At 69.1% G+C, this 23,610-nt stretch carries 18 protein-coding genes; 6 read left to right on the forward strand and 12 right to left on the reverse strand.

Annotation, left to right across the window (positions count from 1 at the left end; all coding sequences use genetic code 11):
* Positions 1 to 28 precede the first annotated feature (28 nt).
* The 5 genes from ACOYR3_RS06790 to ACOYR3_RS06810 all read right to left on the reverse strand — a co-directional run bounded on the left by ACOYR3_RS06790 (position 29) and on the right by ACOYR3_RS06810 (position 7,522).
* Positions 29 to 1,063, reverse strand: a complete 1,035-nt coding sequence (locus tag ACOYR3_RS06790) for an ABC transporter substrate-binding protein (RefSeq protein ID WP_422845704.1) — start codon at positions 1,061 to 1,063, stop codon at positions 29 to 31.
* Positions 1,064 to 1,282: 219 nt separating this feature from the next.
* Positions 1,283 to 3,601, reverse strand: a complete 2,319-nt coding sequence (locus tag ACOYR3_RS06795) for an NADP-dependent malic enzyme (RefSeq protein WP_422845705.1) — start codon at positions 3,599 to 3,601, stop codon at positions 1,283 to 1,285.
* 149 nt (positions 3,602 to 3,750) lie between these two features.
* The gene (locus ACOYR3_RS06800; RefSeq protein ID WP_422845706.1) at positions 3,751 to 5,238 is read right to left on the reverse strand and encodes a nucleobase:cation symporter-2 family protein; all 1,488 of its coding nucleotides are present in this window, start codon (positions 5,236 to 5,238) and stop codon (positions 3,751 to 3,753) included.
* A 260-nt stretch (positions 5,239 to 5,498) separates the two neighbouring features.
* Positions 5,499 to 6,200, reverse strand: a complete 702-nt coding sequence (locus tag ACOYR3_RS06805) for a GntR family transcriptional regulator (protein WP_422845707.1) — start codon at positions 6,198 to 6,200, stop codon at positions 5,499 to 5,501.
* Between the two features lie 41 nt (positions 6,201 to 6,241).
* Positions 6,242 to 7,522, reverse strand: a complete 1,281-nt coding sequence (locus ACOYR3_RS06810) for a C4-dicarboxylate transporter DctA (protein WP_422845708.1) — start codon at positions 7,520 to 7,522, stop codon at positions 6,242 to 6,244.
* A gap of 169 nt (positions 7,523 to 7,691) precedes the next feature.
* Here ACOYR3_RS06810 and ACOYR3_RS06815 point away from each other — a divergent pair, with 169 nt between their 5' ends.
* Positions 7,692 to 9,023 (forward strand): glycerate kinase type-2 family protein, encoded by a 1,332-nt coding sequence (locus tag ACOYR3_RS06815; protein ID WP_422845709.1) that lies wholly within the window; start codon positions 7,692 to 7,694, stop codon positions 9,021 to 9,023.
* Between the two features lie 86 nt (positions 9,024 to 9,109).
* Here ACOYR3_RS06815 and ACOYR3_RS06820 read toward each other — a convergent pair whose 3' ends face one another.
* The 4 genes from ACOYR3_RS06820 to ACOYR3_RS06835 all read right to left on the reverse strand — a co-directional run bounded on the left by ACOYR3_RS06820 (position 9,110) and on the right by ACOYR3_RS06835 (position 13,828).
* Positions 9,110 to 10,345 (reverse strand): M20 family metallopeptidase, encoded by a 1,236-nt coding sequence (locus ACOYR3_RS06820; RefSeq protein ID WP_422845710.1) that lies wholly within the window; start codon positions 10,343 to 10,345, stop codon positions 9,110 to 9,112.
* Positions 10,342 to 12,120 (reverse strand): 2-oxo-4-hydroxy-4-carboxy-5-ureidoimidazoline decarboxylase, encoded by a 1,779-nt coding sequence (gene uraD, locus ACOYR3_RS06825; RefSeq protein WP_422845711.1) that lies wholly within the window; start codon positions 12,118 to 12,120, stop codon positions 10,342 to 10,344. Before uraD ends, ACOYR3_RS06820 begins: the two co-directional genes overlap by 4 nt.
* 64 nt (positions 12,121 to 12,184) lie before the next feature.
* Positions 12,185 to 13,138 (reverse strand): allantoinase PuuE, encoded by a 954-nt coding sequence (gene puuE, locus ACOYR3_RS06830; RefSeq protein WP_422845712.1) that lies wholly within the window; start codon positions 13,136 to 13,138, stop codon positions 12,185 to 12,187.
* Between the two features lie 18 nt (positions 13,139 to 13,156).
* Positions 13,157 to 13,828 carry a GntR family transcriptional regulator gene (locus ACOYR3_RS06835; RefSeq protein ID WP_422845713.1) on the reverse strand — a complete coding sequence of 224 codons (672 nt, stop codon included), beginning with the start codon at positions 13,826 to 13,828 and terminating at the stop codon, positions 13,157 to 13,159.
* A gap of 107 nt (positions 13,829 to 13,935) precedes the next feature.
* Between ACOYR3_RS06835 and uraH the strand changes: the two genes are divergently transcribed.
* A complete protein-coding gene (gene uraH / locus ACOYR3_RS06840; protein WP_422845714.1) occupies positions 13,936 to 14,286 on the forward strand; it encodes a hydroxyisourate hydrolase in 351 nt (116 codons plus the stop codon).
* A 121-nt stretch (positions 14,287 to 14,407) separates the two neighbouring features.
* Here uraH and ACOYR3_RS06845 read toward each other — a convergent pair whose 3' ends face one another.
* Complete coding sequence (locus ACOYR3_RS06845; RefSeq protein ID WP_422846536.1) at positions 14,408 to 14,893, reverse strand: hypothetical protein; 486 nt, start codon at positions 14,891 to 14,893, stop codon at positions 14,408 to 14,410.
* Between the two features lie 163 nt (positions 14,894 to 15,056).
* Between ACOYR3_RS06845 and xdhC the strand changes: the two genes are divergently transcribed.
* Positions 15,057 to 15,881, forward strand: coding sequence for a xanthine dehydrogenase accessory protein XdhC (xdhC, locus tag ACOYR3_RS06850; RefSeq protein WP_422845715.1), 825 nt, complete (start codon positions 15,057 to 15,059; stop codon positions 15,879 to 15,881).
* A gap of 257 nt (positions 15,882 to 16,138) precedes the next feature.
* Positions 16,139 to 17,365 carry a urate hydroxylase PuuD gene (locus ACOYR3_RS06855; protein WP_422845716.1) on the forward strand — a complete coding sequence of 409 codons (1,227 nt, stop codon included), beginning with the start codon at positions 16,139 to 16,141 and terminating at the stop codon, positions 17,363 to 17,365.
* Between the two features lie 20 nt (positions 17,366 to 17,385).
* On the opposite strand, the gene ACOYR3_RS06860 is transcribed toward ACOYR3_RS06855, so the two are convergent.
* Positions 17,386 to 19,260, reverse strand: a complete 1,875-nt coding sequence (locus ACOYR3_RS06860; protein WP_422845717.1) for an EAL domain-containing protein — start codon at positions 19,258 to 19,260, stop codon at positions 17,386 to 17,388.
* Between the two features lie 86 nt (positions 19,261 to 19,346).
* The gene (locus ACOYR3_RS06865) at positions 19,347 to 20,387 is read right to left on the reverse strand and encodes a porin (protein ID WP_422845718.1); all 1,041 of its coding nucleotides are present in this window, start codon (positions 20,385 to 20,387) and stop codon (positions 19,347 to 19,349) included.
* Between the two features lie 255 nt (positions 20,388 to 20,642).
* Here ACOYR3_RS06865 and ACOYR3_RS06870 point away from each other — a divergent pair, with 255 nt between their 5' ends.
* Positions 20,643 to 21,266, forward strand: a complete 624-nt coding sequence (locus ACOYR3_RS06870; RefSeq protein ID WP_291483813.1) for a Crp/Fnr family transcriptional regulator — start codon at positions 20,643 to 20,645, stop codon at positions 21,264 to 21,266.
* A 216-nt stretch (positions 21,267 to 21,482) separates the two neighbouring features.
* On the forward strand, positions 21,483 to 23,588 hold the full coding sequence (locus tag ACOYR3_RS06875; protein ID WP_422845719.1) for a diguanylate cyclase: 2,106 nt from the start codon (positions 21,483 to 21,485) through the stop codon (positions 23,586 to 23,588).
* Positions 23,589 to 23,610: the final 22 nt, after the last annotated feature.

A 23,610-nucleotide genomic window follows, 5' to 3' on the forward strand; every position in this document is an offset into this window, starting at 1 on the left:
GCGCAAGCAGCTATCAATAACGTAGCAATTATTTCTTGGGCAGCACCGCGTTCAGCTCGGCGGCGGGCGGCAGGAAGCTGCCGTTCCACACGTCGTCGGCGTTGACGCGGGTCTTGGTGTTGAACGCGTCGGACACCTGCGAGGCCATCAGCGCCAGGCGCCCCGGCTTGGCCTGGCCGAAGCCTTCGGCGCGCGCATCGGGGCTGTTGATGACGGTGTCGATGGCCAGTTGCAGGCGGCGGGTTTCCAGCGGCACGTTCACGATGCCGTCGCGGGCCTTCACATGGTCGATGGCCGCGGCGGGGTTGGCCATGACTTCCTTGGCGCCCTTGGCGAAGGCCGACAGGAAGGCCTTGATGGCCGCCGGGTTCTCCTTGATGAGCTTGGGGCTGGCGATGATCACGTTGCCATAGAGCTTCACGCCGAAGTCCGCGTAGGGCAGCACCACCACGTCGGCGGCCTTGGCGCCGCGGGCCTCCAGGTTCAGCAGCGAGGTGAAGGTGAAGCCCGTGATGGCGTCCACATCGCCCCGCACCAGCATGGTCTCGCGCAGCGGCGGGTCCATGGCGGTCCACTGCACGGTGCCGATGCCATTGGCCTTCTGGAAGATGGGGAACGCGCGGCGGCCGGCGTCGAACACCGGGGCGCCCATCTTCTTGCCCGCCAGGTCCGCGGGCTTGGTGATGCCGCTCTTCTTGAGCGCCATGACCGAGGCGGGCGTGTTGTTGTAGACCATCATCACCGCCACGGGCTTGTTCTGCGCGTCGGGGTTGTTGGCGTGGAATTCCATCACCGCGGCCAGGTCGGCAAAGCCCATGTCATACGTGCCGGAGGCCACCCGCTGCACCGCACCGCCCGAGCCGTTGCCCGCGTCCACGGCCACGTCCAGGCCCGCGGCCTTGAACGTGCCCTTGGCGACCGGCTGCAGGAACAGGGCCGAGGGCCCCTCAAAACGCCAGTCCAGCTGGAACTTGATGGGGGTGAGCGTCTGTGCCTGCGCCAGCGAAAACGCGCTGGCAGCAGCCAGCACGGCGGTGGATCGCAGGAACGATCGTTTCTTCATGGGGGCTCCTGTCGGGGAAAGGCTGAAGGGAGAGATGCCGTCTGCACGGCCACATGGCCATGACTCAGCAAATTCGGTGCCTGCTTTCGCCGCAACGGAACCAGGCACGGGGCCATTGTTCCCTGAAGTGGTGCGCGTGGGGATGCAGAGTTTCCCGAAAGGGGGCGCACCCTGCCGGTTTTGCACCGCCCGGGGGGGCGTTCCCGGGCGGTGGGGCGGTCAGTTCCCCTGTTTGGGGCGTGCCGCTGCGCTGGCGACGGCCAGCGCCGTCATGTTGAGCACCCGGCGCACGGTGGCGGCGGGGGTCAGGATGTAGGCCGTGGCGGCAGCGCCCATCAGGATGGGGCCCACGGTCACGCCGCCGCTGGTCGTGGTCTTGAGCACGTTGTAGAGGATGTTGGCCGCGTCGATGTTCGGGCAGATCAGCAGGTTGGCCGAGTCGGACAGCGTGGAGTCCGCCATGTAGGCGTTGCGGATGTTCGGCTCCAGCGCGGCGTCGCCGTGCAGTTCGCCATCGCACTCGATCTCCGGGTGGGCGGCCACGAACAGATCGCGCGCCTCGCGCATCTTGCGGGCCGATGCGCGCTTGGACGAGCCGTAGCTGGAGTGCGACAGGAACGCCACCTTGGCCGGCAGCCCGAAGCGCTGCACCTCTTGCACCGACATCCAGGCGATGTCGGCCAGCTGCTGCGCCGTGGGGTCCTCGTTCACGTAGGTGTCCGCGATGAACAGGGTGCCGTTGCGGTCCGTCATCAGCGCGTTGAGCGCCGCGTAATGGGTGGCGCCGGGGGCGTGGCCCAGGATGTTGTGGATGCGCTCCAGGTGCGTCTCGTAGGTGCCCACCAGGCCGCAGATCATGGCGTCGGCATCCCCCAGCTTGACCATCAGCGAGGCGATGATGGTGTTGGAGCGGCGCACGGCGGCCTTGGCCACCTCGGGCGTGGCGCCGTTGCGCTTCATGAGCTGGTGGTAGTGCTCCCAGTACTGGCGGAAGCGCGGATCGTCCTCGGGGTTGCACACTTCCACGTCCTTGCCCAGCTGCATGCGCAGGCCGGCTTTCTGGATGCGGGCGGCGATCACCGCGGGGCGGCCGATCAGGATGGGCTGGGCGATCTTGTCGTCGATGGCCATCTGCGCCGCGCGCAGCGCGCGTTCGTCCTCGCCGTCGGCATAGGCCACGCGCTTTTGCGCTTCGGGCAGGGCCTTGGCAGCGTTGATGACGGGGCGCATCAGCATGCCGGTCTGGTAGACAAAGCGCGACAGGGATTCCTTGTAGGCCTCCATGTCCTCGATGGGGCGCGTGGCCACGCCCGACTCGGCAGCGGCCTTGGCCACGGCGGGCGCGATCTTGAGGATCAGGCGCGAGTCAAACGGCGTGGGGATCAGGTAGTCGGGCCCGAAGGTGAGTTCCTTGCCCGCGTAGGCGCTGGCAACTTCCTCGCTGATGTCGGCCTTGGCCAGGTCGGCGATCTGGCGCACGCAGGCCAGCTTCATGGCCTCGGTGATCTTGGTGGCGCCGCAGTCCAGTGCGCCGCGGAAGATGTACGGGAAGCACAGGACGTTGTTCACCTGGTTGGGGTAGTCCGAGCGGCCCGTGGCGATGATGCAGTCCGGCCGCACGGCCTTGGCCAGCTCGGGGCGGATCTCGGGCTCGGGGTTGGCCAGGGCCAGGATGATGGGCTTGGCCGCCATGGTCTTGACCATCTCGGCCGTGAGCACGCCGGGGGCCGAGCAGCCCAGGAACACGTCGGCGCCGTTCACCGCGTCGGCCAGGGTGCGGGCCTCGGTCTTCTGCGCGTACTGCGCCTTGGACTCGTCGAAGCCGCCGGGGCGGCCTTCGTAGATGACGCCCTTGGAGTCGCACACGAAGACGTTCTCGCGCTTCACCCCCAGGCCCACCATCACGTTCAGGCAGGCAATGGCGGCGGCGCCCGCGCCCGAGACCGCCACCTTCACGTCGCTGATCTTCTTGCCCACCAGCTCCAGGCCGTTGAGCAGCGCGGCGCTGCTGATGATGGCCGTGCCGTGCTGGTCGTCATGGAACACGGGGATGTTCATGCGCTTGCTGAGTTCGCGCTCGATGTAGAAGCACTCGGGGGCCTTGATGTCCTCGAGGTTGATGCCGCCCAGCGTGGGCTCCAGCGCCGCGACGATCTCGATGATCTTGTCGGGGTCGCGCGCGTCCAGTTCGATGTCGAACACGTCCACGCCCGCAAACTTCTTGAACAGGCAGCCCTTGCCTTCCATCACCGGCTTGCCGGCCAGCGGGCCGATGTCGCCCAGGCCCAGCACCGCGGTGCCGTTGGTGATCACGCCCACCAGGTTGCCGCGCGAGGTGTAGTCGAACGCCTTGGACGGGTCGGCCTGGATGTCCAGGCAAGGGTAGGCCACGCCCGGCGAGTAGGCCAGCGACAGGTCGCGCTGGTTGGACAGGGGCTTGGTCGCGGTGACCGCGATCTTGCCCCGGCTGGGGTTGCGGTGGTACTCGCGTGCGGCGTCGCGCAGCGATTCTTCGGCGGCGGAAAGTTTCTGGGTCATTACGGGAATCCTGGAAATCCTTGGCAAAAAGCCAACAACAAGCGTACCCGATGGTGAGGCGGGCGCGCCTGGCGGTTTATGCGAATGCGGCATGGGGCGCAAACCCCGCAGTCGTGGGGCTGGGGCTCTTCGGCAGCGCGGGCGCGACGCTAGTGGGCGTCGGCCTGGCGTGCGGCGTTCACAGCGGCGGAGGTGTCGCGGCTGGCGCCATTGAAGAAAACGTTCAGGGCCACGGCCGTGATCGAGGCCAGCAGGATACCGGATTCGATGAGCGGGTGGATGGCGTGCGGCATCCATTGGCGGAAGTTGGGGGCGATCAGCGGGATCATGCCCACGCCGATGGAGACGGCCACGATCATCGCGTTGAAGCGGTTGGTCTTGAAATCCACACCGCCCAGGATGCGGATGCCGGTGGCCGCCACCATGCCGAACATCACCAGCCCCGCGCCGCCCAGCACCACGGTGGGCAGCGACTCGACCAGCGCCGCCAGCTTGGGCAGCACGCCCAGCACGATGAGGATGGCGCCGCCGGCCACGCAGACAAAGCGGCTCTTGACGCCGGTGACGGCCACCAGCCCCACGTTTTGCGAGAAGCTGGTGTACGGAAAGGTGTTGAAGAGACCGCCCAGCAGGGTGCCCAGCCCGTCGGTGCGCAGCCCGCGGGTCAGCGCCGCCTGGTCCACCTTGCGGTCGGTCATCTCGCCCAGCGCGAGGAACATGCCCGTGGACTCGATCATCACGACGATCATCACCAGCGTCATGGTCAGCACCAGGATGGGGTCGAACACGGGCGCGGCGATCTCGAAGGGCAGCACCAGGTCGAACCACTGGGCCTTGGCCACCTTGTCGAAGTTCATGAGGCCCATGGCCACCGCCGCGACGGCGCCGATCACGATGCCCAGCAGCACGGAGATGTTGGCCACAAAGCCCTTCGCAAATTTGGCGATGAGCAGGATGGACAGCAGCACCAGCCCCGAGATGCCCACGCCCGTGAGGTCGGCGTACTTGGGGTTGGGCACCGTGGGCACCACCGCAAAACCCTTGGGCACCGGCGGCAGGGACGAGCCCGGCGCGCCGGCGGCGGCCTGCATCTCGGTGAGCCACTTCAGGTGCTCGGGGTTCACCACGTTCGGGGCGGTGGGGCCCACGGGGTTGCCGAAGATCCAGTTGATGCCCACGCGCATCAGGCTGATGCCGATGACCGCGATGATCGTGCCGGTGACCACGGGCGGGAAGAAGCGCAGCATGCGGCTGACCAGCGGGGCGATGGCGATGGAGATCACGCCCGCGCCGATCACCGCGCCGAAGATCAGCCCGGCGCCGGCCGTGCCGCCCGTGCTCTGCGCCATGGACACCATGGGCGCCACCGAGGCGAACGTCACGCCCATCATCACCGGCAGGCGGATGCCGAACCACTGCGTGGCGCCCAGCGCCTGGATCAGCGTGACCAGGCCGCAGACGAACAGGTCGGCCGAAATCAGCTTGGCCACCTGCTCGGGCGTGAGGTTGAGCGCGCGGCCGACGATGAGCGGCACGGCCACGGCGCCGGCATACATCACCAGCACATGCTGCAGGCCCAGGGCCGTGAGCCGGGCCAGCGGCAGGTGTTCATCGACAGGGTGTACGGGCGGGCGCATGGCAGGATTCCTCTGGGCGTTGTTGGGTCTACGAAGGTGTGTGCGGACGCGCATGCACATTCCGTGCACAGGAATCCATACAAAAATCGTATACAAAACGCGGCGCCAGTTGATGGCGGTAAACCCTAGGGTCCGGCGATGAGGCCCCTCCGGGTGCGTGCCGGAGTCGCTCCGGGGACTGCGCCCACCGCGGTCGCTTGCGCCCTGGTGGTGCGGCTGCACCGCCGCGGTGCAGCGTGGCGGGCGGGGCGCCTGCGGGATCAGTCCTGCGCCGGGGCCGCGTGGCGGCTGCCGGCCAGCGGCGCCAGGGATTCGCGCAGCCGGTCGCGCAGGGGCGGCGGGGCGGGGTTCAGCGCGCCTTCCACATTGCCGATGTGGGCCAGCATCCGTTCGCGCGCCAGGGCGGTGTCGCCAGACTCCAGGGCTTCGACGATGGCGGCATGCTCGGCGCAGGACTGGCTGGCCGCGTGCTGCGACTGGTAGAGCGATGCCGCCAGCGTGGTGCGGGCGGTGAGGTCGCGCAGGATGTCGCTCAGGCTGCGGTGGCCCATGGCTTCCGCCAGGCACACGTGGAAGTCGGCCAGCAGGAACGCCCGCGTGGCGGCGTCCGCGCCCTCGATGGCCTGCTGCTCGTCCGCGATGTGGGTGCGCAGGCGGCGCGTGACGGCCTGCAGCGGCGTGCCGGCGTCCGCCAGGATGCCCGACTCGATGATGCGGCGGGCCGAGAACGCGTCCCGCGCGTCTTCCACCGATGGCTCCACCACATACCAGCCCCGGCGCGGGCGCACTTCCACGAAGCCGCGGGCCTGCAGCTGCATCAGCGCCTCGCGCACCAGGGTGCGGCTCACGCCGAACAGGTCGGCCAGCTCCTGCTCGCCCAGGCGCTCGCCCGGCGCCAGCTTCTGTGCCAGGACGGATTCGACCACCTGCTGGGCGATCTGGGTCGGGTTGGTGCTGTGCATGGAGGGGGATTGTCGCTGCGTGCCGCGGGGCGGGGCGCCGGTCAGCTGCGCTGCGCTGGCGGCTCGCGGCCGTCCAGCACGGCGTGGGCGCGTTCGCGGTCGATGTCGCCTTCCCAGGCGGCAATCACCACGGTGGCCACGCAGTTGCCGATGAGGTTGCCCAGGGCGCGGGCGATGCCCATGAACCAGTCCACCGACAGCACCAGCACCAGGCCGATGGCCGGAATGGCCGGGATGGCGTGCAGCGTGGCCGCCAGCACCACGATGGCCGAGCCCGGCACGCCGTGCGCCCCCTTGGAGGTGACCAGCGAGATCGCCAGGATGGTCAGCAGGTCGGCCATGCTGATGGGCGTGTTGGTGGCCTGGGCGATGAACACGGCCGCCAGCGTGATGTAGATGGAGAACGCGTCCAGGTTGAAGGAGTAGCCCGTGGGGATGACCAGGCCGACGGTCGATTCGCGGATGCCCAGGTGCTTGAGCTTGGCCATGATCTGCGGCAGCACGCTGTCCGACGACGTGGTGGCGAACACCACGGCCAGCTCTTCGCGCAAGTAGCGCAGCAGCTTGAACAGGCTGAAGCCCGACACGCGCAGGATGAGGCCCAGCACCACCACCACGAACAACGCCACGGCCGCGTAGAACAGGGCCACCAGCAGGCCCAGCTGTTTGAGCGAGCCGATGCCGTATCTGCCCACCGTGAAGGCGATCGCGCCCAGCACGCCCAGCGGCGCCAGCTTGATGATCAGGCCCATGGTCTTGAACAGCACCTGCGACAGGTCGTCGATGAGCAGGGTGACGCGCGCGCCGCGCTCGCCCATGAGGGCCAGCGCGCAGCCGAACACGATGGAGAACAGCAGCACCTGCAGCACGTCGCCGCTGGCAAAGGCACTCACCGCCGTGGTGGGGATCAGCTTGAGCAGAAAGTCGCTTAGGCCTCCGCCCGTGAGCTTGCTGGCGCTTTCTACATAGGCGCCCATGGCCTTGGGGTCCAGTGCGCTGGGGTCCACGTTCATGCCCACGCCGGGCTGGAACCAGAAGGCCAGCACCAGGCCCAGCACCAGGGCGATGGAAGTGACCACTTCAAAGTACACCAGCGACTTGATGCCCACCCGGCCCACGCGCTGGAGGTCGCCCGTGCCCGCAATGCCGTGCACCACCACGCAGAACACGATGAGCGGGATGAGCATCTTGATGAGCTTGATGAAGCCATCGCCCAGCGGCTTGAGCTGCACGGCCGTGTCGGGCCACAGCAGCCCGACGGCCACGCCGGCCACCAGGGCCAGGAGCACCCGGCCGAACAAGGAGTTGAGAAAGCGAAGCATGGAAAGCCCTCAGGTGTGACGGAAGCCGGGTTGGCAAACTTGCATACAAGAAATGTAGACAAAGCCTGCGCACCAGAACACCGGGTTATCCCGCCCCAGCGGCCCGCCCGCTCCGGTGCAGCGCCGGACAGGGGGTTGCCGCACAATCCCGGCACATCCCTGCCACGCCATGACTTCCCCAGCACCCGACCCCCAGCGCCAGCCGCGCGAGTTCCTGGAAACCCTGTACCACGCCGCCGTGCACCGTGCGCTGCCCCTGCACAACACTGCGGCGTTCCTGCCGCCGCCTCGCCGCGAGAGCGGGGGGCGCACGCTGGTGCTGGGCGCCGGCAAGGCCGCCGGTGCAATGGCCCAGGCGGTGGAGGCCCTGTGGCCGGCGGACGCGCCGCTTTCCGGGCTGGTGGTCACGCGCTACCGGCACACGCCGCCGCGGCCGGCGGGCCTGGCCCAGCGCATCGAGGTGGTGGAAGCGGCCCACCCGGTGCCCGACGCGGCGGGCCTGGAAGCCGCACGCCGCATGCTGGCCCTGACCCAGGGGCTGACCGCGAACGACCTGGTGCTGTGCCTGGTGTCGGGCGGCGGCTCGGCGTTGCTGACGCTGCCGGCCGAGGGGCTCACGCTGGCCGGCAAGCAGCGCATCAGCCAGGAACTGCTGGACAGCGGCGCCGCCATCGATGAGATGAACTGCGTGCGCAAGCACCTTTCGCGCATCAAGGGGGGGCGCCTGGCGGCCGCCTGCGGGCCGGCGCGGGTGGTGACCCTGGCCATCAGCGATGTGCCGGGCGACGATCCGTCGGTGATCGCCAGCGGCCCCACCGTGCCCGATGCCACCACCTGCGCCGACGCGCTGCGCATCCTGGACCGCTACCGCATCGCCGTCCCCGAGGGCGTGCGCGCCGCGCTCCAGGCCGGTGCGCTGGAAACGCCCAAGCCGGGCGACGCGGCGTTCCACGGCCATGCCGTGCACTTGGTGGCTGCGCCCCGGCAGTCGCTGCAGGCCGCGGCCGAGGCGGCGCACGCCGCGGGTGTGCAGGCCCATATCCTGTCGGACGAGATGGAGGGCGAATCGCGGGAGGTCGGCAAGGTGCACGCGGCGCTGGCCCGTGCGGTGGCACGCCACGGCCAGCCGTTTGCGCGGCCGTGCGTGATCCTCTCGGGCGGAGAGACGACGGTGACGGTGCGCCGGCCACCGGCGGACGGCCCCCGCGGGCGCGGCGGCCGTGCCGGGGAGTTCTGCCTGGGCCTGGCGCAGGCCCTGCAAGGGCAGCCCGGCGTGTGGGCGCTGGCGGCGGATACCGACGGCATCGACGGCGTGGAAGACAACGCCGGCGCCGTGGTGGCGCCCGATACCCTGGCGCGCGCCCGCGCGGCAGGGCTGCGCATCACCGACGCGCTGGACCGCAACGATGCCTACGGCTTCTTTTCCGCCCTGGGCGACTTGGTGGTGACCGGCCCGACCCACACCAACGTGAATGATTTTCGGGCGCTACTAATTTTGTAGCTGGTGGCGCTTATCCAGTAAGCGCTAGAGCTCTTTTTGGCCCGGATTTCTGCGGGCGCCGTCCGGGCCGCCAGGCCCGGCCGTGGTTATGACAGCAGGTCGCTGAGCGTGCGCGCGATCACCTTGGTGGCGCGGCGCAGGTCTTCCAGCTCCAGGCGCTCGTCGGCGCGTTTGGCATGCGATTCGAGCACGGTGCGCGGCCCTGCGCCGTAGATCACGCCGGGGATACCGCGCTCCACGTACAGGCGCACGTCGGTGTACAGCGGCGTGCCCACGGCGGGCAGCTCTTCGCCCATCACGGCGCGGCCGTGCTTTTGCAGGGCCTCCACCAGAGGGCGGTTGCCTGGCAGCGGCGTCATGGCGTTGGCCAGCAGCAGGCGCTTGATGTCGACCGTGATGCTGGCGCGCTCGCCTGCCGCCTGCTCGATGACGCGGCGGATGGTGGCTTCCACCTCGGCCGGGTTCTCCTCGGGGATCATGCGGCGGTCCAGCTTGAACACCACCTTGCCGGGCACCACGTTGGTGTTGGTGCCGCCTTCGATGCGGCCCACGTTCAGGTAGGGGTGCTTGATGCCCGCAACGTTGGACGTGACCTTCTGGTATTCAGCATTCTGCGCGTACAGCGCGTTCAGGATGTGCACCGCGCCCTGCAGGGCATCCACGCCGGTGTGCGGCACCGCCGCGTGGGCCATCTTGCCGTGCACGGTCACTTCCATCTGCAGGCAGCCGTTGTGGGCGGTGACCACCTCGTAGCTGAAGCCGGCGGCCATCATGAGGTCGGGCTTCGTCAGGCCGTTTTTCAGCAGCCAGCCGGGGCCGAGCTCGCCGCCAAACTCTTCGTCGTAGGTGAAGTGCAGCTCCACCGCGCCCTGCGCGGGCCGGGCCACGGCTTCGAGCGCGCGCACGGCAAAGGTGAACGATGCAAAGTCGCTCTTGCTCACGGCGGTGGCGCGGCCGTACATCTTGCCGTCTGCGATCTCGGCGCCGTAGGGGTCGTGCGTCCAGCCTTCGCCGGGCGGCACCACGTCGCCATGGGCGTTGAGCGCAATCGTCTTGCCGCCGCTTCCATACGGCCGGCGCACGATGAGGTTGGTGATGGACTCCATGCCGTAGGCCTGTACTTGAGCGGCGGGCACGGCATGCTTCTCGGCCGTGTAGCCAAAGTCCTTCAGCAGCTCGGCCGTGCGCTCGGCATGGGGCGCGTTGTTGCCCGGCGGCGTGTCGGTGGGCACGCGCACCAGGGCCTGCAGAAAGCGCACTTCCTCGTCAAAGTGCTGGTCGATCCAGGCGTCGAGCGCGGCGTAGTGGTCGTGGGTGGTCATGGTTGTTGTTCCTCGGCAAGCTGGTGCAGCACCTGGGTGAAGGCGTCAATGGCCAGCTGCATGTCGTCGTTGGTGGTGGATTCGAGCGGGTTGTGGCTGATGCCGGAGTTCTGGCCCCGCACGAAGAGCATGGCCTGGGGCATGATTTCGTGCAGCTTCATGGCGTCGTGCCCGGCGCCGCTGGGCATGCGGAACACGGGCACGCCCAGGGCGTCCACGGCGCGCTCCCAGTGGTGCTGCAGCGCGGGCGCGCTGGGCGCGGCGGCGGCGCGCATGGATTCCTCCACCGTGTAGCGCAGGCCGCGGCGCTGGGCGATGCGGTCCAGCGCATCGAGCACGTCGCGCACCAGGGCGTCGCGCTGGGGGTCGGTGGGGGCGCGCAGGTCCAGGCTGAACTGGCAGCGCCCGGGCACCACGTTGATGGAGCCGCCGGGCACGTTGAGCAGGCCGATGGTGCCCACCGAGTCGCCATCCTGCGCCGCGCGCTGTTCAATGAAAAGCGCGAGCTCGGCCACGGCCACGGCGGCGTCGCGGCGGCGGTCCATGGGGGTGGTGCCCGCGTGGCTGGCGGTGCCGATCATCTCGCAGACGTAGCGCACGCCGCCGTTGATGGAGGTGACCACGCCCAGTGGCAGGTCCAGCTCGTTGAGCACGGGGCCCTGTTCGATGTGCACCTCGATGAAGCCCAGGTACTGCGCCGGGTCGCGCTGCAGCTTGGCGATGTCGTCAATGCACAGGCCCGCGTGCTGCATGGCCGCGCGCAGGGTCACGCCGTCGGCATCCTTCTGGTCGAGCCATGCGGGGTTGAAGTGGCCGATGAGCGCGCCCGACCCCAGGAAGGTGGCCTTGTAGCGCTGGCCCTCTTCTTCGGCAAACGCCACCACCTCGATGCCGAAGGGCAGGCGCTGGCCGGCGCGGTGCAGCTCGCGCACGCAGGCCATGGGCACGAAGATGCCCAGGCGCCCGTCGTACTTGCCGCCGTTGCGCACGGTGTCGTAGTGGGAGCCGGTGAGGAGGTAGCGGGCGCCTTCGGCAGCAGGGTGGTAGCGGCCGACCACATTGCCCACGGCGTCGATCTCCACGCTGTCAAAGCCGCAGTCGCGCATCCAGTGGCTGATGCGCTGCGCGCAGGCGCGGTGCGCGTCGGTGAGGTAGGTGACGGTGAGCTGGCCCTTCTCGGCAAAACCGGGGTCGGAGTGCTCGGCCAGCTTCTCGTGCCAATCCCACACGCCGTTGCCCAGCGCGGGCTCGGCCGCAAACTTGTCGGCCAGCCGAATCTCGGCAATGCGGTGGATGTTGCGCAGCGCCTCGGCCCGCTCGAATTCGGGGTGGTTGTCCAGCCGCCGGGCAAAGGTGTCGATGATCTCGCGCTTGGACAGGCCCGTGCCGCGCGGCCCGCGCACCGCCAGGATGAACGGGAAGCCAAAGCGCTCGTTGTACGCGGCGTTGAGCTGCTGGATGCGCTCGAATTCCTCTGGCGTGCAATGGGTCAGGCCCGCCTTGTTCTGCTCGTGGGTGGATTCGGCGGTGAGGCTTTTCGCCACCATGGCCTTGCCGGCCAGCTCGGGGTGGGCGCGGATCAGGCCGAGCTGCGCCTCGGGGCCGGCCGTGCGCACCGCCAGCGCCAAGGCGTGCTTGAGGTGCGCCAGCGAGCGGAAGGGCCGCTGTGCCAGCGCCTGCTCGGCAATCCAGGGCGAGTGCTCGTACAGCCCGTCCAGCAGCGCCAGTGCATCGCCGGGGCTGGCGGCGTTGAGTTGTTCCAGGGTCAGGGGCATGGTGGGTGCTTCAAAAAAGTGAGCTGCCAGCGCTTTCTGGGTAAGCGCTGGAGGCCGATTTGGTTCATAAAGCCGGTGCGGGGTGCACTTGCGCCCAGTGGCGCGCAATGTCGATGCGCCGGGCCACCCACACCTTGTCGTGTTGCGCGATGTGGTCCAGAAAGCGCTGCAGCGCCGTGATACGCCCCGGGCGGCCCAGCAGGCGGCAGTGCATGCCGATGCTCATCATCTTGGGCGCGTTGTCGCCGTCGGGGTCGCCTTCGGCGTACAGCGCGTCGAACGTGTCCTTCAGGTACTGGAAGAACGGGTCGGCGTGCGAGTAGCCCTGGGGCAGCGCAAAGCGCATGTCGTTGCAGTCCAGCGTGTAGGGCACGATGAGCTGCGGCGCCACGCTGCCGTCGGTCTTCTTCACCTTCATCCAGAAGGGCAGGTCGTCGCCGTAGTAGTCGCTGTCGTATTCAAAGCCGCCGTAGTCGGCCACCAGCCGGTGCGTGTTGGGGCTGTCGCGGCCGGTGTACCAGCCCAGGGCTCTTTGGCCCGTCATGCGCTGGAGGATGTCCATGGCCTCCCGCATGTGGGCGCGCTCCACGTCTTCGGGCACGTTCTGGTAGTGGATCCACTTGAGGCCATGGCACGCGATCTCGTGGCCCAGCTCCACGAAGGCGGCCGTGAGCTCGGGGTGGCGTTGCAGCGCGGTGGACACGCCAAACACCGTCAGCGGCAGCCCGCGCTTTTCAAACTCGCGCAGGATGCGCCACACGCCCGCACGCGAGCCGTACTCGTAGATGCCCTCCATGCTCATGTGCCGCTCGGGGTAGCTGGCGGGGTTGAACATTTCCGAGAGGAACTGTTCGCTGCCCGCATCGCCGTGCAGCACGGCGTTCTCGCCGCCTTCCTCGTAGTTCAGCACGAACTGCACCGCAATGCGGGCGCCGCCGGGCCACTGGGCATGCGGGGGATTGCGGCCGTAGCCGATCAGGTCGCGGGGGTAGGGGGCGGTGGCGTCGTAGAGCGTCATGGTGAAATGGGGGAGATTTCAGGAAGCGAGCAGCGCGGCGGCCAGGTCGCTGGCCGGGCGCTTGCGGTCGAAGGCCAGGCTGACCTCCACATGTTCCAGGTGGCTTTGCATCAGTTGCACGGCGTGGTCCTCGTCGCGCGCGGCCAGGGCCGCCACGATGCCGGCGTGCTCTTCGTGCGAGTGTTCGGCAGCGCTGGCCGACTGGTACATCAGCGTGATGAGGGCGCAGCGCGAGATCAGATCGCCCAGCAACTGCGCCAGCACCTCGTTGCCCATCAGCTCGGCCATGCGCACGTGGAAGTCGCCCAGCAGCTCGGTGCGGCTGCTGGCGTCGTCACTGCCCACGGCGGCCTTCTCGGCGGCCACGTGGGCGCGCAGCGCCCGGATCTTGGCGGGCGTCACCTGGCGCACGAAGGCGCGGGTCATCTCGGTCTCCAGCATGCGGCGCACGGCAAACACCTGGCGGGCCTCCTGGGCCGAGGGGGTGGCCACAAAGGCACCGCGCGCCGGCTCCAGCGTCACCAGGCGGTTTTGCGCCAGCTGGAACAGCGCCTGGCGCACCAGCGTGCGCGACACGCCAAAGTGGTCCGCCAGCTTCTGCTCGGCCAGCTTGGTGCCGGGCTGCAGGCGGTGTTCTACGATGGCGCGGGTCAGCGCTTCGACGATGGCGCTGGTGGACGAGGATTCCATGGCGGGAGGGTACTGGAGAACGGGGAAAGTGTATACACTTTTGGTCTACACGTTGCGACCCGGCCATCCTCGCCGAAAGCCCGCCTACCCACTTCAGGAGATTCCCTATGGGCCTCAGCACCCATGTTCTGGACACCATGCACGGCTGCCCCGCTGCGGGCATGGAGGTGGCCCTGTATGCCACCGAGGGCGAGACCGCCACGCTCATCAAGCGGCTGGTGCTCAACCACGACGGCCGCACGGACGCGCCGTTGTTCGACAACGCCAGCCTGCGCGCCGGCACCTACCGGCTGCGCTTTGACGTGGCAGGCTACTTCAAGGCCCGGGGCGTGCAGCTGCCCGAGCCCAATTTTTTGAACCAGGTGAGCCTGGACTTCGGCATCGCCCATGCCGACCAGCACTACCACGTGCCGCTGCTGGTCAGCCCCTGGAGCTATTCGACCTATCGCGGGTCGTGAGGGGCGCATCCGACGAAGAGGGGGCGGCCCAGGCCAGTGACGCCAGGCAAGGACTGTCCTGCAGCGAGGGCATCATCCTCCTCCGAAGTCGCGCAGCGACTTCAAGAGAAGGGGGATGCGCTCAAAGCTGCCCTTCGGTGAGGGTATCCAGTTGAAAGCGCCCGCTCTTGTCCCACAGCCAGGTCTCGGTGTAGGTGACGCGCCCCATCCGGGACGGTGCCGGGAACGGGGCTGCCGAGCGCACGGTGCGTTCGATCTCGGCCACCACCTCGGGCGCATGCTTGGGGGCGCGCATCCAGTGCAGCCGGGTGATCTTGCCGCCGCGGTCGATGTCCAGCTGCAGGACGCCGATGGCGTACAGCTGCGGCGGCAGCTTGCCCGGGAAGATGCGTTCACGGTTCAGTCCGTACAGGTGCGTGGCCGCATCCTTGCGGTACGCCAGGGCCGTGGGGGCCGCCGAGGGGCGGGCCGAGCCGGCCGAGGCGGGCACGGGGCCCCGGACTCCATCGATGCCCGGGGCGGCGGAGGGCACGCTGTCGGGCGGCGATGCCAGCCCGGGCTCCGGGGGCGATTTGCAGGCCGAGACCAGGGCAGTGCCGATGGCCATGATGCCAGCCAGCAGCCAGTGGCTGCGCTTTTCGGTGGCGCGGGGGGGCGGCAGGGACGTCATGCGGCAAGGGCTCCGGCGGCAGAAAATGAAGGCGACAAAAGATGATCAACGAACGAAAGACGCGCTGAATGAACCACCAAACACCCGGTGTGGCGAAGGAATGGCCGTGACCCCCTTGCGTCTGCTGCTGGAGGGCCTGGAGGCCGCGCCCGCGTGCCTGGTCACCGTGGAGTCTACCCAAGGCTCCGCGCCACGGGAACCCGGGGCGTGGATGGCCGTGTTTGCCGACCGGACCGTGGGCACCATCGGCGGCGGGCACCTGGAGCTGCAGGCCATTGACGAGGCGCGGCAGCGTCTGCGCGGGGCGGGCGGGCCGCCCCAGCGCCGCTATGCGCTGGGCCCCAGCCTGGGGCAGTGCTGCGGCGGCGTGGTGTTCCTGGGCTTTCAGGTGGTCGGCGGCACCGACCTGGCGGTGGGCAGCGCGCTGCGCGCGCGGCTGGCGCCGCCGCGGCATCCGGTGGCGCTTTTTGGCGGCGGGCATGTGGGGCATGCGCTGGCTCGGGTGCTGGCGCCGCTGCCGTTCGCCCTCACCTGGGTGGACAGCCGCGACGGCATCTTCCCCAGCAGCGTGCCCGAGGGCGTGCAGTGCGAGCATTCCGACCCGGTGCAGGACGCCGTGCCCGACCTGGCGCCGGGCACGCGCGTGCTGGTCATGAGCTTCAGCCACGCGGAAGACCTGGACGTGGTGGCCGCCTGCCTGCGGCGCCAGCGCGAGCGGGGGGACCTGCCGTTCATCGGGCTCATCGGCAGCAAGACCAAATGGGCCACGTTCTCGCACCGCCTGCGGGAGCGCGGCTTCGCCCCGGACGAACTGGCGCGGATCACCTGCCCTATCGGCGTGCCCGGCATCCGGGGCAAGGAGCCCGAGGTGATCGCGGTAGCCGTGGCGGCGCAGCTGCTGCAGTCGCTGGGGGCGGGCGCCTGAGCGGACCCGTTCAGGGCCGCGGCGGACCAGGGCCTATCGGGCTGTGAACGGCCCCTCAGGGTAATCCCGGGGATTTCCCGCTGCGAGGGCGTGGAGTTGGGAACAATTCCTGCATACACTTTTCGCTGTCATCGGTCGCAGCGGTGCCCCGGCAGCAGCAGCGATGCCCTGCCAAGGTGCGCGACCCTTTTCTTCTGCTCAGAGCGCCCGCAGTGGTGAGCAGGTTTGCGGCGTCCGCACGCCGCCAAGGTTGAGATATGGAAAGCTACGTTCTCGACTGGGCCAACCTGCTGCTGCGCTGGCTCCACGTCATCACCGCCATCGCCTGGATCGGCTCGTCGTTCTACTTCGTCTTCCTGGACAGCAGCCTCACGCCGCCCGAGGACGAGGACCTGAAGAAGCAGGGTGTCTCGGGCGAGCTCTGGGCCGTGCACGGCGGGGGGTTCTACCACCCGGTCAAGTTCGCCGTCTCGCCGCCCAAGCTGCCGGGCCACCTGCACTGGTTCTTCTGGGAAAGCTACAGCACCTGGCTCAGCGGCTTTGCGCTGTTCACGGTGTCGTACCTGTACAGCGCCAGCACCTACCTCATCGACAAGTCCCGCATGGACTGGGCGCCCGCCACGGCCATTGCGGTGGCGCTCGGGTTCTTCGTGGTGTTCTGGCTGCTGTACGACGCCATCTGCCGCATCTTCGGCCAGCGCAAGAACGGCGACGCCATCGTGGGCGCGCTGGTGCTGGGGCTGGTGTGCGTGGCCTCGTGGCTGGCCTGCCACTGGTTCGCGGGGCGCGCCGCCTTCTTGCTGGTGGGCGCGATGATCGCCACCACCATGAGCGCCAACGTGTTCTTCTGGATCATCCCCGGCCAGCGCACCGTTATCGGCCAGATCAAGGCCGGCCAGCCCGTGGACCCCATCCATGGCAAGCGCGGCAAGCAGCGCAGCGTGCACAACACCTACTTCACGCTGCCCGTGCTGTTCGCCATGCTGAGCAACCACTACAGCTTTACCTGGAGCCACCCGCAGAACTGGCTGGTGCTCATCCTCATGATGTTCGCGGGCGCCGCCATCCGCCAGTTCTTCGTCATGCGGCACGGGTACAAGCTGGGCCGCAATGGCAACCCGCTGCCTTATGCACTGGTGGGTGTGGCCGTGATCGTGGGGGTCATTGCCTGGCTGCGCCCGGCGCCGGTGGTTGCTCCTGTTTCAGGAGCTGCTGGCGCAGGTGCAGCAAGTGCTGCGGGCCCAGTTGACTATGCATCGCTGCAGGCCGTTCTGGCCCAGCGTTGCTACATGTGCCACGGTGAGCAGGTGCAGATGAAGAACCTGCGGCTGGATTCTGCGGCGCAGGTGAAGCAGATGGCCCAAGCCATCTACCAGCAGGCCGTGGTGCAGAAGCTGATGCCCATGAACAACGCCACCGGCATCACGGACGCCGAACGGGCGCTCATCGGGCGCTGGTTCGAGGCAGGCGCGCCCACGCCCTGACCGGGCGGGGGCGGGCCACGTCAGGCGGCCAGCACGCGCCGCAGGGCCGGCGGCTGCACGTCGGGGCCGGCCGGCTCGGCCAGTTCGCCGTACAGCACCACGCCCGAGGCGGCCTGCTTGGCCTCGCGCTTGGCGGCGGCGGCCAGGTTGGCCACCTCGTCCGCGTTGCGGAAGCGCCCCGGTGCGATGCGCACCGCGCCGATGGCCAGCGTGGTGCATGGAAAGAACCGCTGCACGCCGTGTCGGTCTTCGGCGCAGATGCCGCCCGCCAGACGCGCCGCGTCGTCGAACAGGGCCAGCGCCTCGCGGGCGAAGGCTTCCACGATGTTCTTGCAGCGCTGCAGCCAGTTGCCGCTCTGGAACAGCAGCATGAAGTCGTCGCCCCCCACATGCCCCACGAAGTCGCGCCGCGTGTCGCAGTGCGCGGTGGCCAGCCGGGCCACCAGGCGGATCATCTGGTCGCCCCGCCAGTAGCCGTAGTGGTCGTTGAAGGGCTTGAAGTTGTTCAGATCCGCATAGCAGGCCACGAACTCGGTGCCATGGTCCAGCAGGCGCTGCATGTGCAGGCTGATGGGGATGTTGCCGGGCAGGAAGGTCAGCGGGTTGGCGTGGCGGGCGGCCTCGATGCGCGTTTCCGTCACCGCCCGCACCAGCTGGTCGCCCGTGCCCAGGCCCAGGTAGCGGCCGTTGTCGGTCACGATGTAGCCGTCGTTCAGGTAGCGCTGGTCCTGCGAGGTGAGGATGCCCACGAGCTGGTCCACGTCGCAGTCCAGGTCGACCACGCGCGGGGCCGTGTTTGCGAAGGCGATGCAGGGCTTGCGCCCGTGCACCTCCCGGAAATACAGCGTCGCGTAGTGGTTCATGAACTGCTGGCGGTTGATGAGCGCCACCGGGCGCGTGCCGTCCACCACCGCCAGCGCGTGCAGGTCGGTCCGCTCGTGGAACATCGCCGCAACCGCGTCGTTGCTGGTGCCCGGCGCCGCCGTGGGGGCCTGCACCACCAGCAGGCTGCGCAGGATGCCGGGGCGCGCGGTCTGGCCCAGGTGGGGCAGCACGGCCACGCGGCTGTCCTGCAGCACATCGCGTGCCGCGCTTTCGACGGCCTCGCACGCCTGGGCGGCGGGGCGGCCCAGCAGCCAGCCCTGGCCGTAGGGGATGCCCAGGTCGCGCAGCGCCCGCAGGTCGTCCCGGGTTTCGATGCCTTCGGCAATGAGCGTGGTGCCGAACACGTCGGCAATGCCCTTGATGGCCTGCACCATCTGCAGGTTCTCGGGGTGTTCGCTGATGTCGCGGATGAAGTACTTGTCGATCTTGACGAAGTCGGGCTTGACCTCCGACCACAGCCGCAGGCTGGAGCGGCCGTCGCCAAAGTCGTCGAGCGCCAGGCGCGCGCCGCAGGCATGCACGGACTTGATGGCCTCGCGCAGCTGCGGCATGTCCGTGACCCGCTCGTGCTCGGTGATCTCCAGCACCAGCATGCGCGCGCTCAGGCCGAAGCCGCGCACCATCTCGCCCAGCCGCTGGGCGCCCGCCAGCGCCACGCCATGCACCAGCGCGTCGGCGCTGATGTTCACGAACAGCCGTCCGGGCGCATCCTGGCGGCCCCATTGCTCCAGTGCGGTGAGCACGCAGGCCAGTTCGAAGTCCTGCAGGATGTGCTCTTCCTGCGCCTGCTGCAGCAGCGCGTCGGGCGCGTGCAGCGCGCTGCCCTGCGGCCCGCGGATGAGGGCTTCGTGGGCATAGACGCAGCCCTCGCGCAGATCCGCCAGCGGCTGAAAGACGCAATGCAGCCCGCCGCCGCGCACCAGGCGCGCCACCGGGCCCGAGCCCTCCCGCGCAGCGGGCGACAGCAGGGCTGCCATCGCCTCCAGGCGGCTGCGTCGGGTGGTGTGCATGGCGTCTCTTCGGTCCCCTGGGTGAGACGCCGACCATACCCGGCCGCTGTGACAGCCCGGTTACACCGGGCGGGCTGGCAGCGGTGTCAGAAGCGGTGGCGCACGCCGACACCGAAGCTGGTGCCGGTGGTCTGGTGCGTGATGCGGTCGTTCATGGCCATCACGTACAGATCGGTCCGCTTGGACAGGAAGTAGTCGTAGCCGACCGTGAACGTCTTGCGCGAGACGTCCGTGGCGCTCATCTTGGTCTGTGCCCACGACGCCAGGACCTTGCCGGTGGCGCCGGCCGGCACGGAAACGCCGAGCTGGGTGGTCTTGGCCTTGTTGGGGCTGTTGTCCGCCTTGGCCTGGCCATAGCTGGCAAAAGCCTTCACCACGGCGAAGTCGTAGGCGCCGCCCACCATCCAGTCCGTTTTGGTGGTGCCCAGGTAGGTGCTCGGCACGGCGGGGTTGCTCATCTGGTCCCGCTCGTAGAAGGCCGTGAGGGTGACCGGGCCACTGAAGTACAGGGCGTTCACGCCCACGTTCTTCTTGCCGCTGTCGCCCGCGATCTCCCCGAACTGGTAGTGCAGGTTGGCCGTCAGGCCGCCCATGTTGGGCGTGCTGTAGGTGATCTGATTGGACCAGCCGGTATCCGACGGCGTCGTGGAACCCCAGCTGGAGGCGTTGAACAGCGGCACGTTCATGTGCAGGATCAGCGGGGCAAAGGTGAACGAGTCGCCCAGAGGGTTGGACACGATGGAGGGCAGGAAGTTGGGCGCCATGCCCCGTCCGAGCGTCACGCTGCCGAAGCTGCCCGACAGGCCGACATTCGCATCGCGCGAGAAAAAGGTGTCGTTGGGAAACCGGCCCTGGACACCGCTGTCCACCTTGATGAAGGACGTGAGCGCGAAATTGGCCCGCAGCCCGCCGCCCAGGTCTTCCGTGCCCTTGAAGCCGAACCACGACGTCGTCATGCCCCCGCTGCCGACCACCGTGCTGCGGCCGGCATCGCCAGCGTTCTTCAGGGAGCCGACGTACACGTCGGTCAAGCCCATCAGTTGGACGGAGCTCTGGGCATGTGCCGTGGTGGCGCACAGCAGCGCACCACCCAGCGAGAGGGAAAGGGCCATCAGGTTTTTCTTCATGGGTACTCCAGGTTTTCGGGGAAAGGAATGCGCCGGTGGTCCGGCGGCCCGGTGCTACGGCACCAGTCCAGCCGCTCCGCAATTTCCATGCCTTCGTGCAACAGTTGCTTACAGCGGGGCCTCCAGCCGTGGTGGCCCGGCCGGGGGCTGTGGCGTCTGTTTTCGCGCAAAGCGAGGCGTGGCGCGGCCTGGCGCATGGTTGAGGTTTGATCTTGCTCAATGCCGGAGTCGCCGCCGCCGGGCAAAGTCCCATCCATGCTGCCCTCTACCTATTTCTCTCTGCCCGCCGAAACCGAGGTCATCGCCGCCGGTGAAGTGCTGCGCAGGCGCAACGAGGTGCTGACGTCCGTGCTGCACCTGGAAAGCGGCCGCGTGCTGCGCGGCGTGCTGGACGATGGCTACCTGCGCCACCAGCTGGGGGCGGTGGAAGGGCCGTTCTGGCTGGACGCCGCGTCCGCCCTGATGGGCCTGCCCCTGCCGGTGGACATGGTGGCCGATACCCGGCTGCAGGTGCGGCGCATCCCCATCGAGGACTTCCGGCGCAGTCTGGCGGAAATGCCGGCGGGTGCGCGGGGGTTGCTGCTGGACATGGCCCAGGGGTACCGCCAGCAGTCGGAATTGGCGGTGAGCCGCCTGGCCCAGGACGCCGAGTCGCGCTGCGCGCAGTGGCTGCTCAAGCACGCCGAGCCGGACCACAGCGGAACCATGCAGGTGACCCTGCACCAGCGCAAGCGCCTGATCGCGGCCCAGCTGGGCATCGCGCCCGAAACCTTCTCGCGGGTTTTGCGCCATCTGCGGGAGCTGGGGCTGATCCATGGCACCGGGAACGTGCTGAACCTGCCCCAACCGCGTGCACTGCAGTCCATGGCGGGCTGCTGACGCTCCCACTCTGTCCTCCGCCGCACCGCCCTGATCCCGTCCGCGCAGGGCCGCCTGCGGCACGGCTCAGGGTTTTTCCTTGTGGTTTACTGAGGGTTCCACCCAGGCGCCGGGGGTGGGTGGCTGCGTATATTGATCGGGACTGTCTGGTGAGCCCGTTCCGATGTACCACGCCACGCCCTGCTGTTGCCGTGGCGCTCCGCCAGCGGAGTGCCCATGAAGCCGTCGGCTCTCCCCGAGTCGCAGCACGACGCGCCAGCCTGGTTTGCGCCCGGCGCGCTGGTCGGGCGCCTGGTGCTGGTGGCCGTGCTGGCGGTGGGCCTGTCGGGGGGCATCTCGGCATGGCTGGTGACGCGTGCGTCCGGGCAGGAAGCCCTGCGGCGCGTGGTGAGCCAGCAGACCGACGAGGTGGAAGTGGTGGCCCGCCTGCTGGCCAGCAAGATCGAGCAAAGCCAGAAGGTGCTGCGCACCGTGGCGGCAGGCATCACGCCCGAGCTGCTGGAGACTCCGTCGGCGCTGGAGCGCCAATTGCAGCAGGGCCAGCCGGCGGTGCAGTTCTTCGACGCGATGCAGGTGGCCCGGGGCGATGGCGAGCTGCGGCTGAACCTGCGCGCCGGCCGCCCGGACAAGGCCTCCAACCTGGACCCGGCCGAGCGCGACGCCCTGCGCCGCACGCTGATCGACGGCAAGCCCCTGGTGTCGGAACTGATCGCGGGGCGCACCAGCGAGGCGCGGGTGATGTTCACGATGCCGCTGCACCGCGAGGACGGCTCGGTGCAGGGGGCCGTGGCGGGCGCGCTGCGGCTGCAGTCCCAGGGGCTGCTGCCGCAGTCTATGGTGCTGCCGGTGCGCGATGATTCCCGGCTGATCGTCTTCACGCGGGACGGCACCATCCTCTCGCACTCCGACCCGGCGCGCATTCTGGGCAAGGTGGCCGACGAAGTGGGCCTGGGGCCCGTCTACGCCCGGTGGCTGGCGCAGGGCCAGCCCGTGGTGGGGCGGGGGACGACGCAGGTGGAGGCTCAGCACATCGTCAGCATGGCGGGCATGCCGCTGCCACAGTGGATCGTGGCCCGGGTCACGCCGTCGCAGGCCCTGCTGGCGCCGCTGCGCGGGGCCCAGCGCGACGCTTGGTGGCTGGCGGCCGGCGGCATGGCGCTGTGCATGCTGCTGGCGGCGGGGCTCATGGCCTGGCTGGCGCAGCCGCTGGCGCACCTCACCCACAGCGCCCGCCAGATGCTGCGCCGCGGTCCGCGCACCGCTCCCGCGCAGGCGGTCGAGTGGCCGCGCGCGGGCGGCGAGGTGGGCGAACTGGTCCAGGCGTTCCAGGGCCTGGCGCGGCAGGGCAGCGTGCAGGAGCAGCACCAGGCCACGCTCGACGGGCAGTTCCGGGCCGTGATGGACCATGCCTCCGTGGGCATCGTGATCTCGCGCGGCGGCGTGCTGGAGGCCGTGAACCGCCAGGCCTGCCAGATGCTGGGCTACACCGAAGGCGAGTTGTACAGCCGCCCCGCGCGCATCCTCTACGCCAACGACGCCGAGCATGTGCGCATGGGCGAGCGGGTGCAGGCCGAGTTCGCGGCGCATGGCGCGTTTGACGGAGACGTCTGCTTCACGCGCAAGGACGGCTCGCCGGTCTGGGCCCGCGTGCAGGGGCGCAGCGTGCGGCCCCACGAAGCGGGGGGCGGGACGGTGTGGATTCTGGAAGACATCACCGCGGCCCGCGAGGCGCAACTGGAGCGGGAATGGGAGCGCACCCACGATGCGCTGACCCACCTGCACAACCGCACCGCCTTTGACCAGCGGCTGGGCCTGCTGCTGGCCGAGCGCTCCGCCCGGCCGCGCGCCCCGGAGGTTGAAGGCGGCGAGGTGCCGGGAGATGGGGTGGTGCTGTTTCTGGATCTGGACCATTTCACCGTGGTCAATGACATTGCCGGCCACGACGCGGGCGACGACGTGCTGCGCCACGTGGCCCGCCTGCTGGAGTCGCAGGTGCGCCAGATCGGCTGGGCGGCGCGCCTGGGCGGCGATGAATTCGCGGTGGTGCTGCCCGGCTGCGCACTGGCGCGCGGGCTGGCGGTGGCGGAGCAGCTGCGTGCATCGGTGCAGGCCTGGGAGCCTTCGTACCAGGGGCGCAGCTTCACGCTGGGCGTGAGCATCGGCCTGGTGGTGCTGGACACCAGCCTGCACGATGTGCCCTCGGTGCTGTATGCCGCGGACATGGCGTGCTACGACGCCAAGCGGGCCGGGCGCAACCGGGTGGAAACGCGGTACGCGAGCCAGGCCGTGGTGTCCGGGCGGATGGCGCTCGGGCCGGCGTAGGCGCCGCGGCCCGGGCCGGTGC

Source organism: Acidovorax sp. M2(2025) (assembly GCF_049330835.1).
GTDB lineage: Bacteria > Pseudomonadota > Gammaproteobacteria > Burkholderiales > Burkholderiaceae_C > Acidovorax.

What these genes read in the sequence shown, in the direction of transcription:
- ACOYR3_RS06790 (WP_422845704.1), bottom strand. Translation starts at nt 1,063, where the DNA reads ATGAAGAAACGATCGTTCCTGCGATCCACCGCCGTGCTGGCTGCTGCC.
- ACOYR3_RS06795 (WP_422845705.1), bottom strand. Translation starts at nt 3,601, where the DNA reads ATGACCCAGAAACTTTCCGCCGCCGAAGAATCGCTGCGCGACGCCGCA.
- ACOYR3_RS06800 (WP_422845706.1), bottom strand. Translation starts at nt 5,238, where the DNA reads ATGCGCCCGCCCGTACACCCTGTCGATGAACACCTGCCGCTGGCCCGG.
- ACOYR3_RS06805 (WP_422845707.1), bottom strand. Translation starts at nt 6,200, where the DNA reads ATGCACAGCACCAACCCGACCCAGATCGCCCAGCAGGTGGTCGAATCC.
- ACOYR3_RS06810 (WP_422845708.1), bottom strand. Translation starts at nt 7,522, where the DNA reads ATGCTTCGCTTTCTCAACTCCTTGTTCGGCCGGGTGCTCCTGGCCCTG.
- ACOYR3_RS06815 (WP_422845709.1), top strand. Translation starts at nt 7,692, where the DNA reads ATGACTTCCCCAGCACCCGACCCCCAGCGCCAGCCGCGCGAGTTCCTG.
- ACOYR3_RS06820 (WP_422845710.1), bottom strand. Translation starts at nt 10,345, where the DNA reads ATGACCACCCACGACCACTACGCCGCGCTCGACGCCTGGATCGACCAG.
- uraD (WP_422845711.1), bottom strand. Translation starts at nt 12,120, where the DNA reads ATGCCCCTGACCCTGGAACAACTCAACGCCGCCAGCCCCGGCGATGCA.
- puuE (WP_422845712.1), bottom strand. Translation starts at nt 13,138, where the DNA reads ATGACGCTCTACGACGCCACCGCCCCCTACCCCCGCGACCTGATCGGC.
- ACOYR3_RS06835 (WP_422845713.1), bottom strand. Translation starts at nt 13,828, where the DNA reads ATGGAATCCTCGTCCACCAGCGCCATCGTCGAAGCGCTGACCCGCGCC.
- uraH (WP_422845714.1), top strand. Translation starts at nt 13,936, where the DNA reads ATGGGCCTCAGCACCCATGTTCTGGACACCATGCACGGCTGCCCCGCT.
- ACOYR3_RS06845 (WP_422846536.1), bottom strand. Translation starts at nt 14,893, where the DNA reads ATGGCCATCGGCACTGCCCTGGTCTCGGCCTGCAAATCGCCCCCGGAG.
- xdhC (WP_422845715.1), top strand. Translation starts at nt 15,057, where the DNA reads ATGGCCGTGACCCCCTTGCGTCTGCTGCTGGAGGGCCTGGAGGCCGCG.
- ACOYR3_RS06855 (WP_422845716.1), top strand. Translation starts at nt 16,139, where the DNA reads ATGGAAAGCTACGTTCTCGACTGGGCCAACCTGCTGCTGCGCTGGCTC.
- ACOYR3_RS06860 (WP_422845717.1), bottom strand. Translation starts at nt 19,260, where the DNA reads ATGCACACCACCCGACGCAGCCGCCTGGAGGCGATGGCAGCCCTGCTG.
- ACOYR3_RS06865 (WP_422845718.1), bottom strand. Translation starts at nt 20,387, where the DNA reads ATGAAGAAAAACCTGATGGCCCTTTCCCTCTCGCTGGGTGGTGCGCTG.
- ACOYR3_RS06870 (WP_291483813.1), top strand. Translation starts at nt 20,643, where the DNA reads ATGCTGCCCTCTACCTATTTCTCTCTGCCCGCCGAAACCGAGGTCATC.
- ACOYR3_RS06875 (WP_422845719.1), top strand. Translation starts at nt 21,483, where the DNA reads ATGAAGCCGTCGGCTCTCCCCGAGTCGCAGCACGACGCGCCAGCCTGG.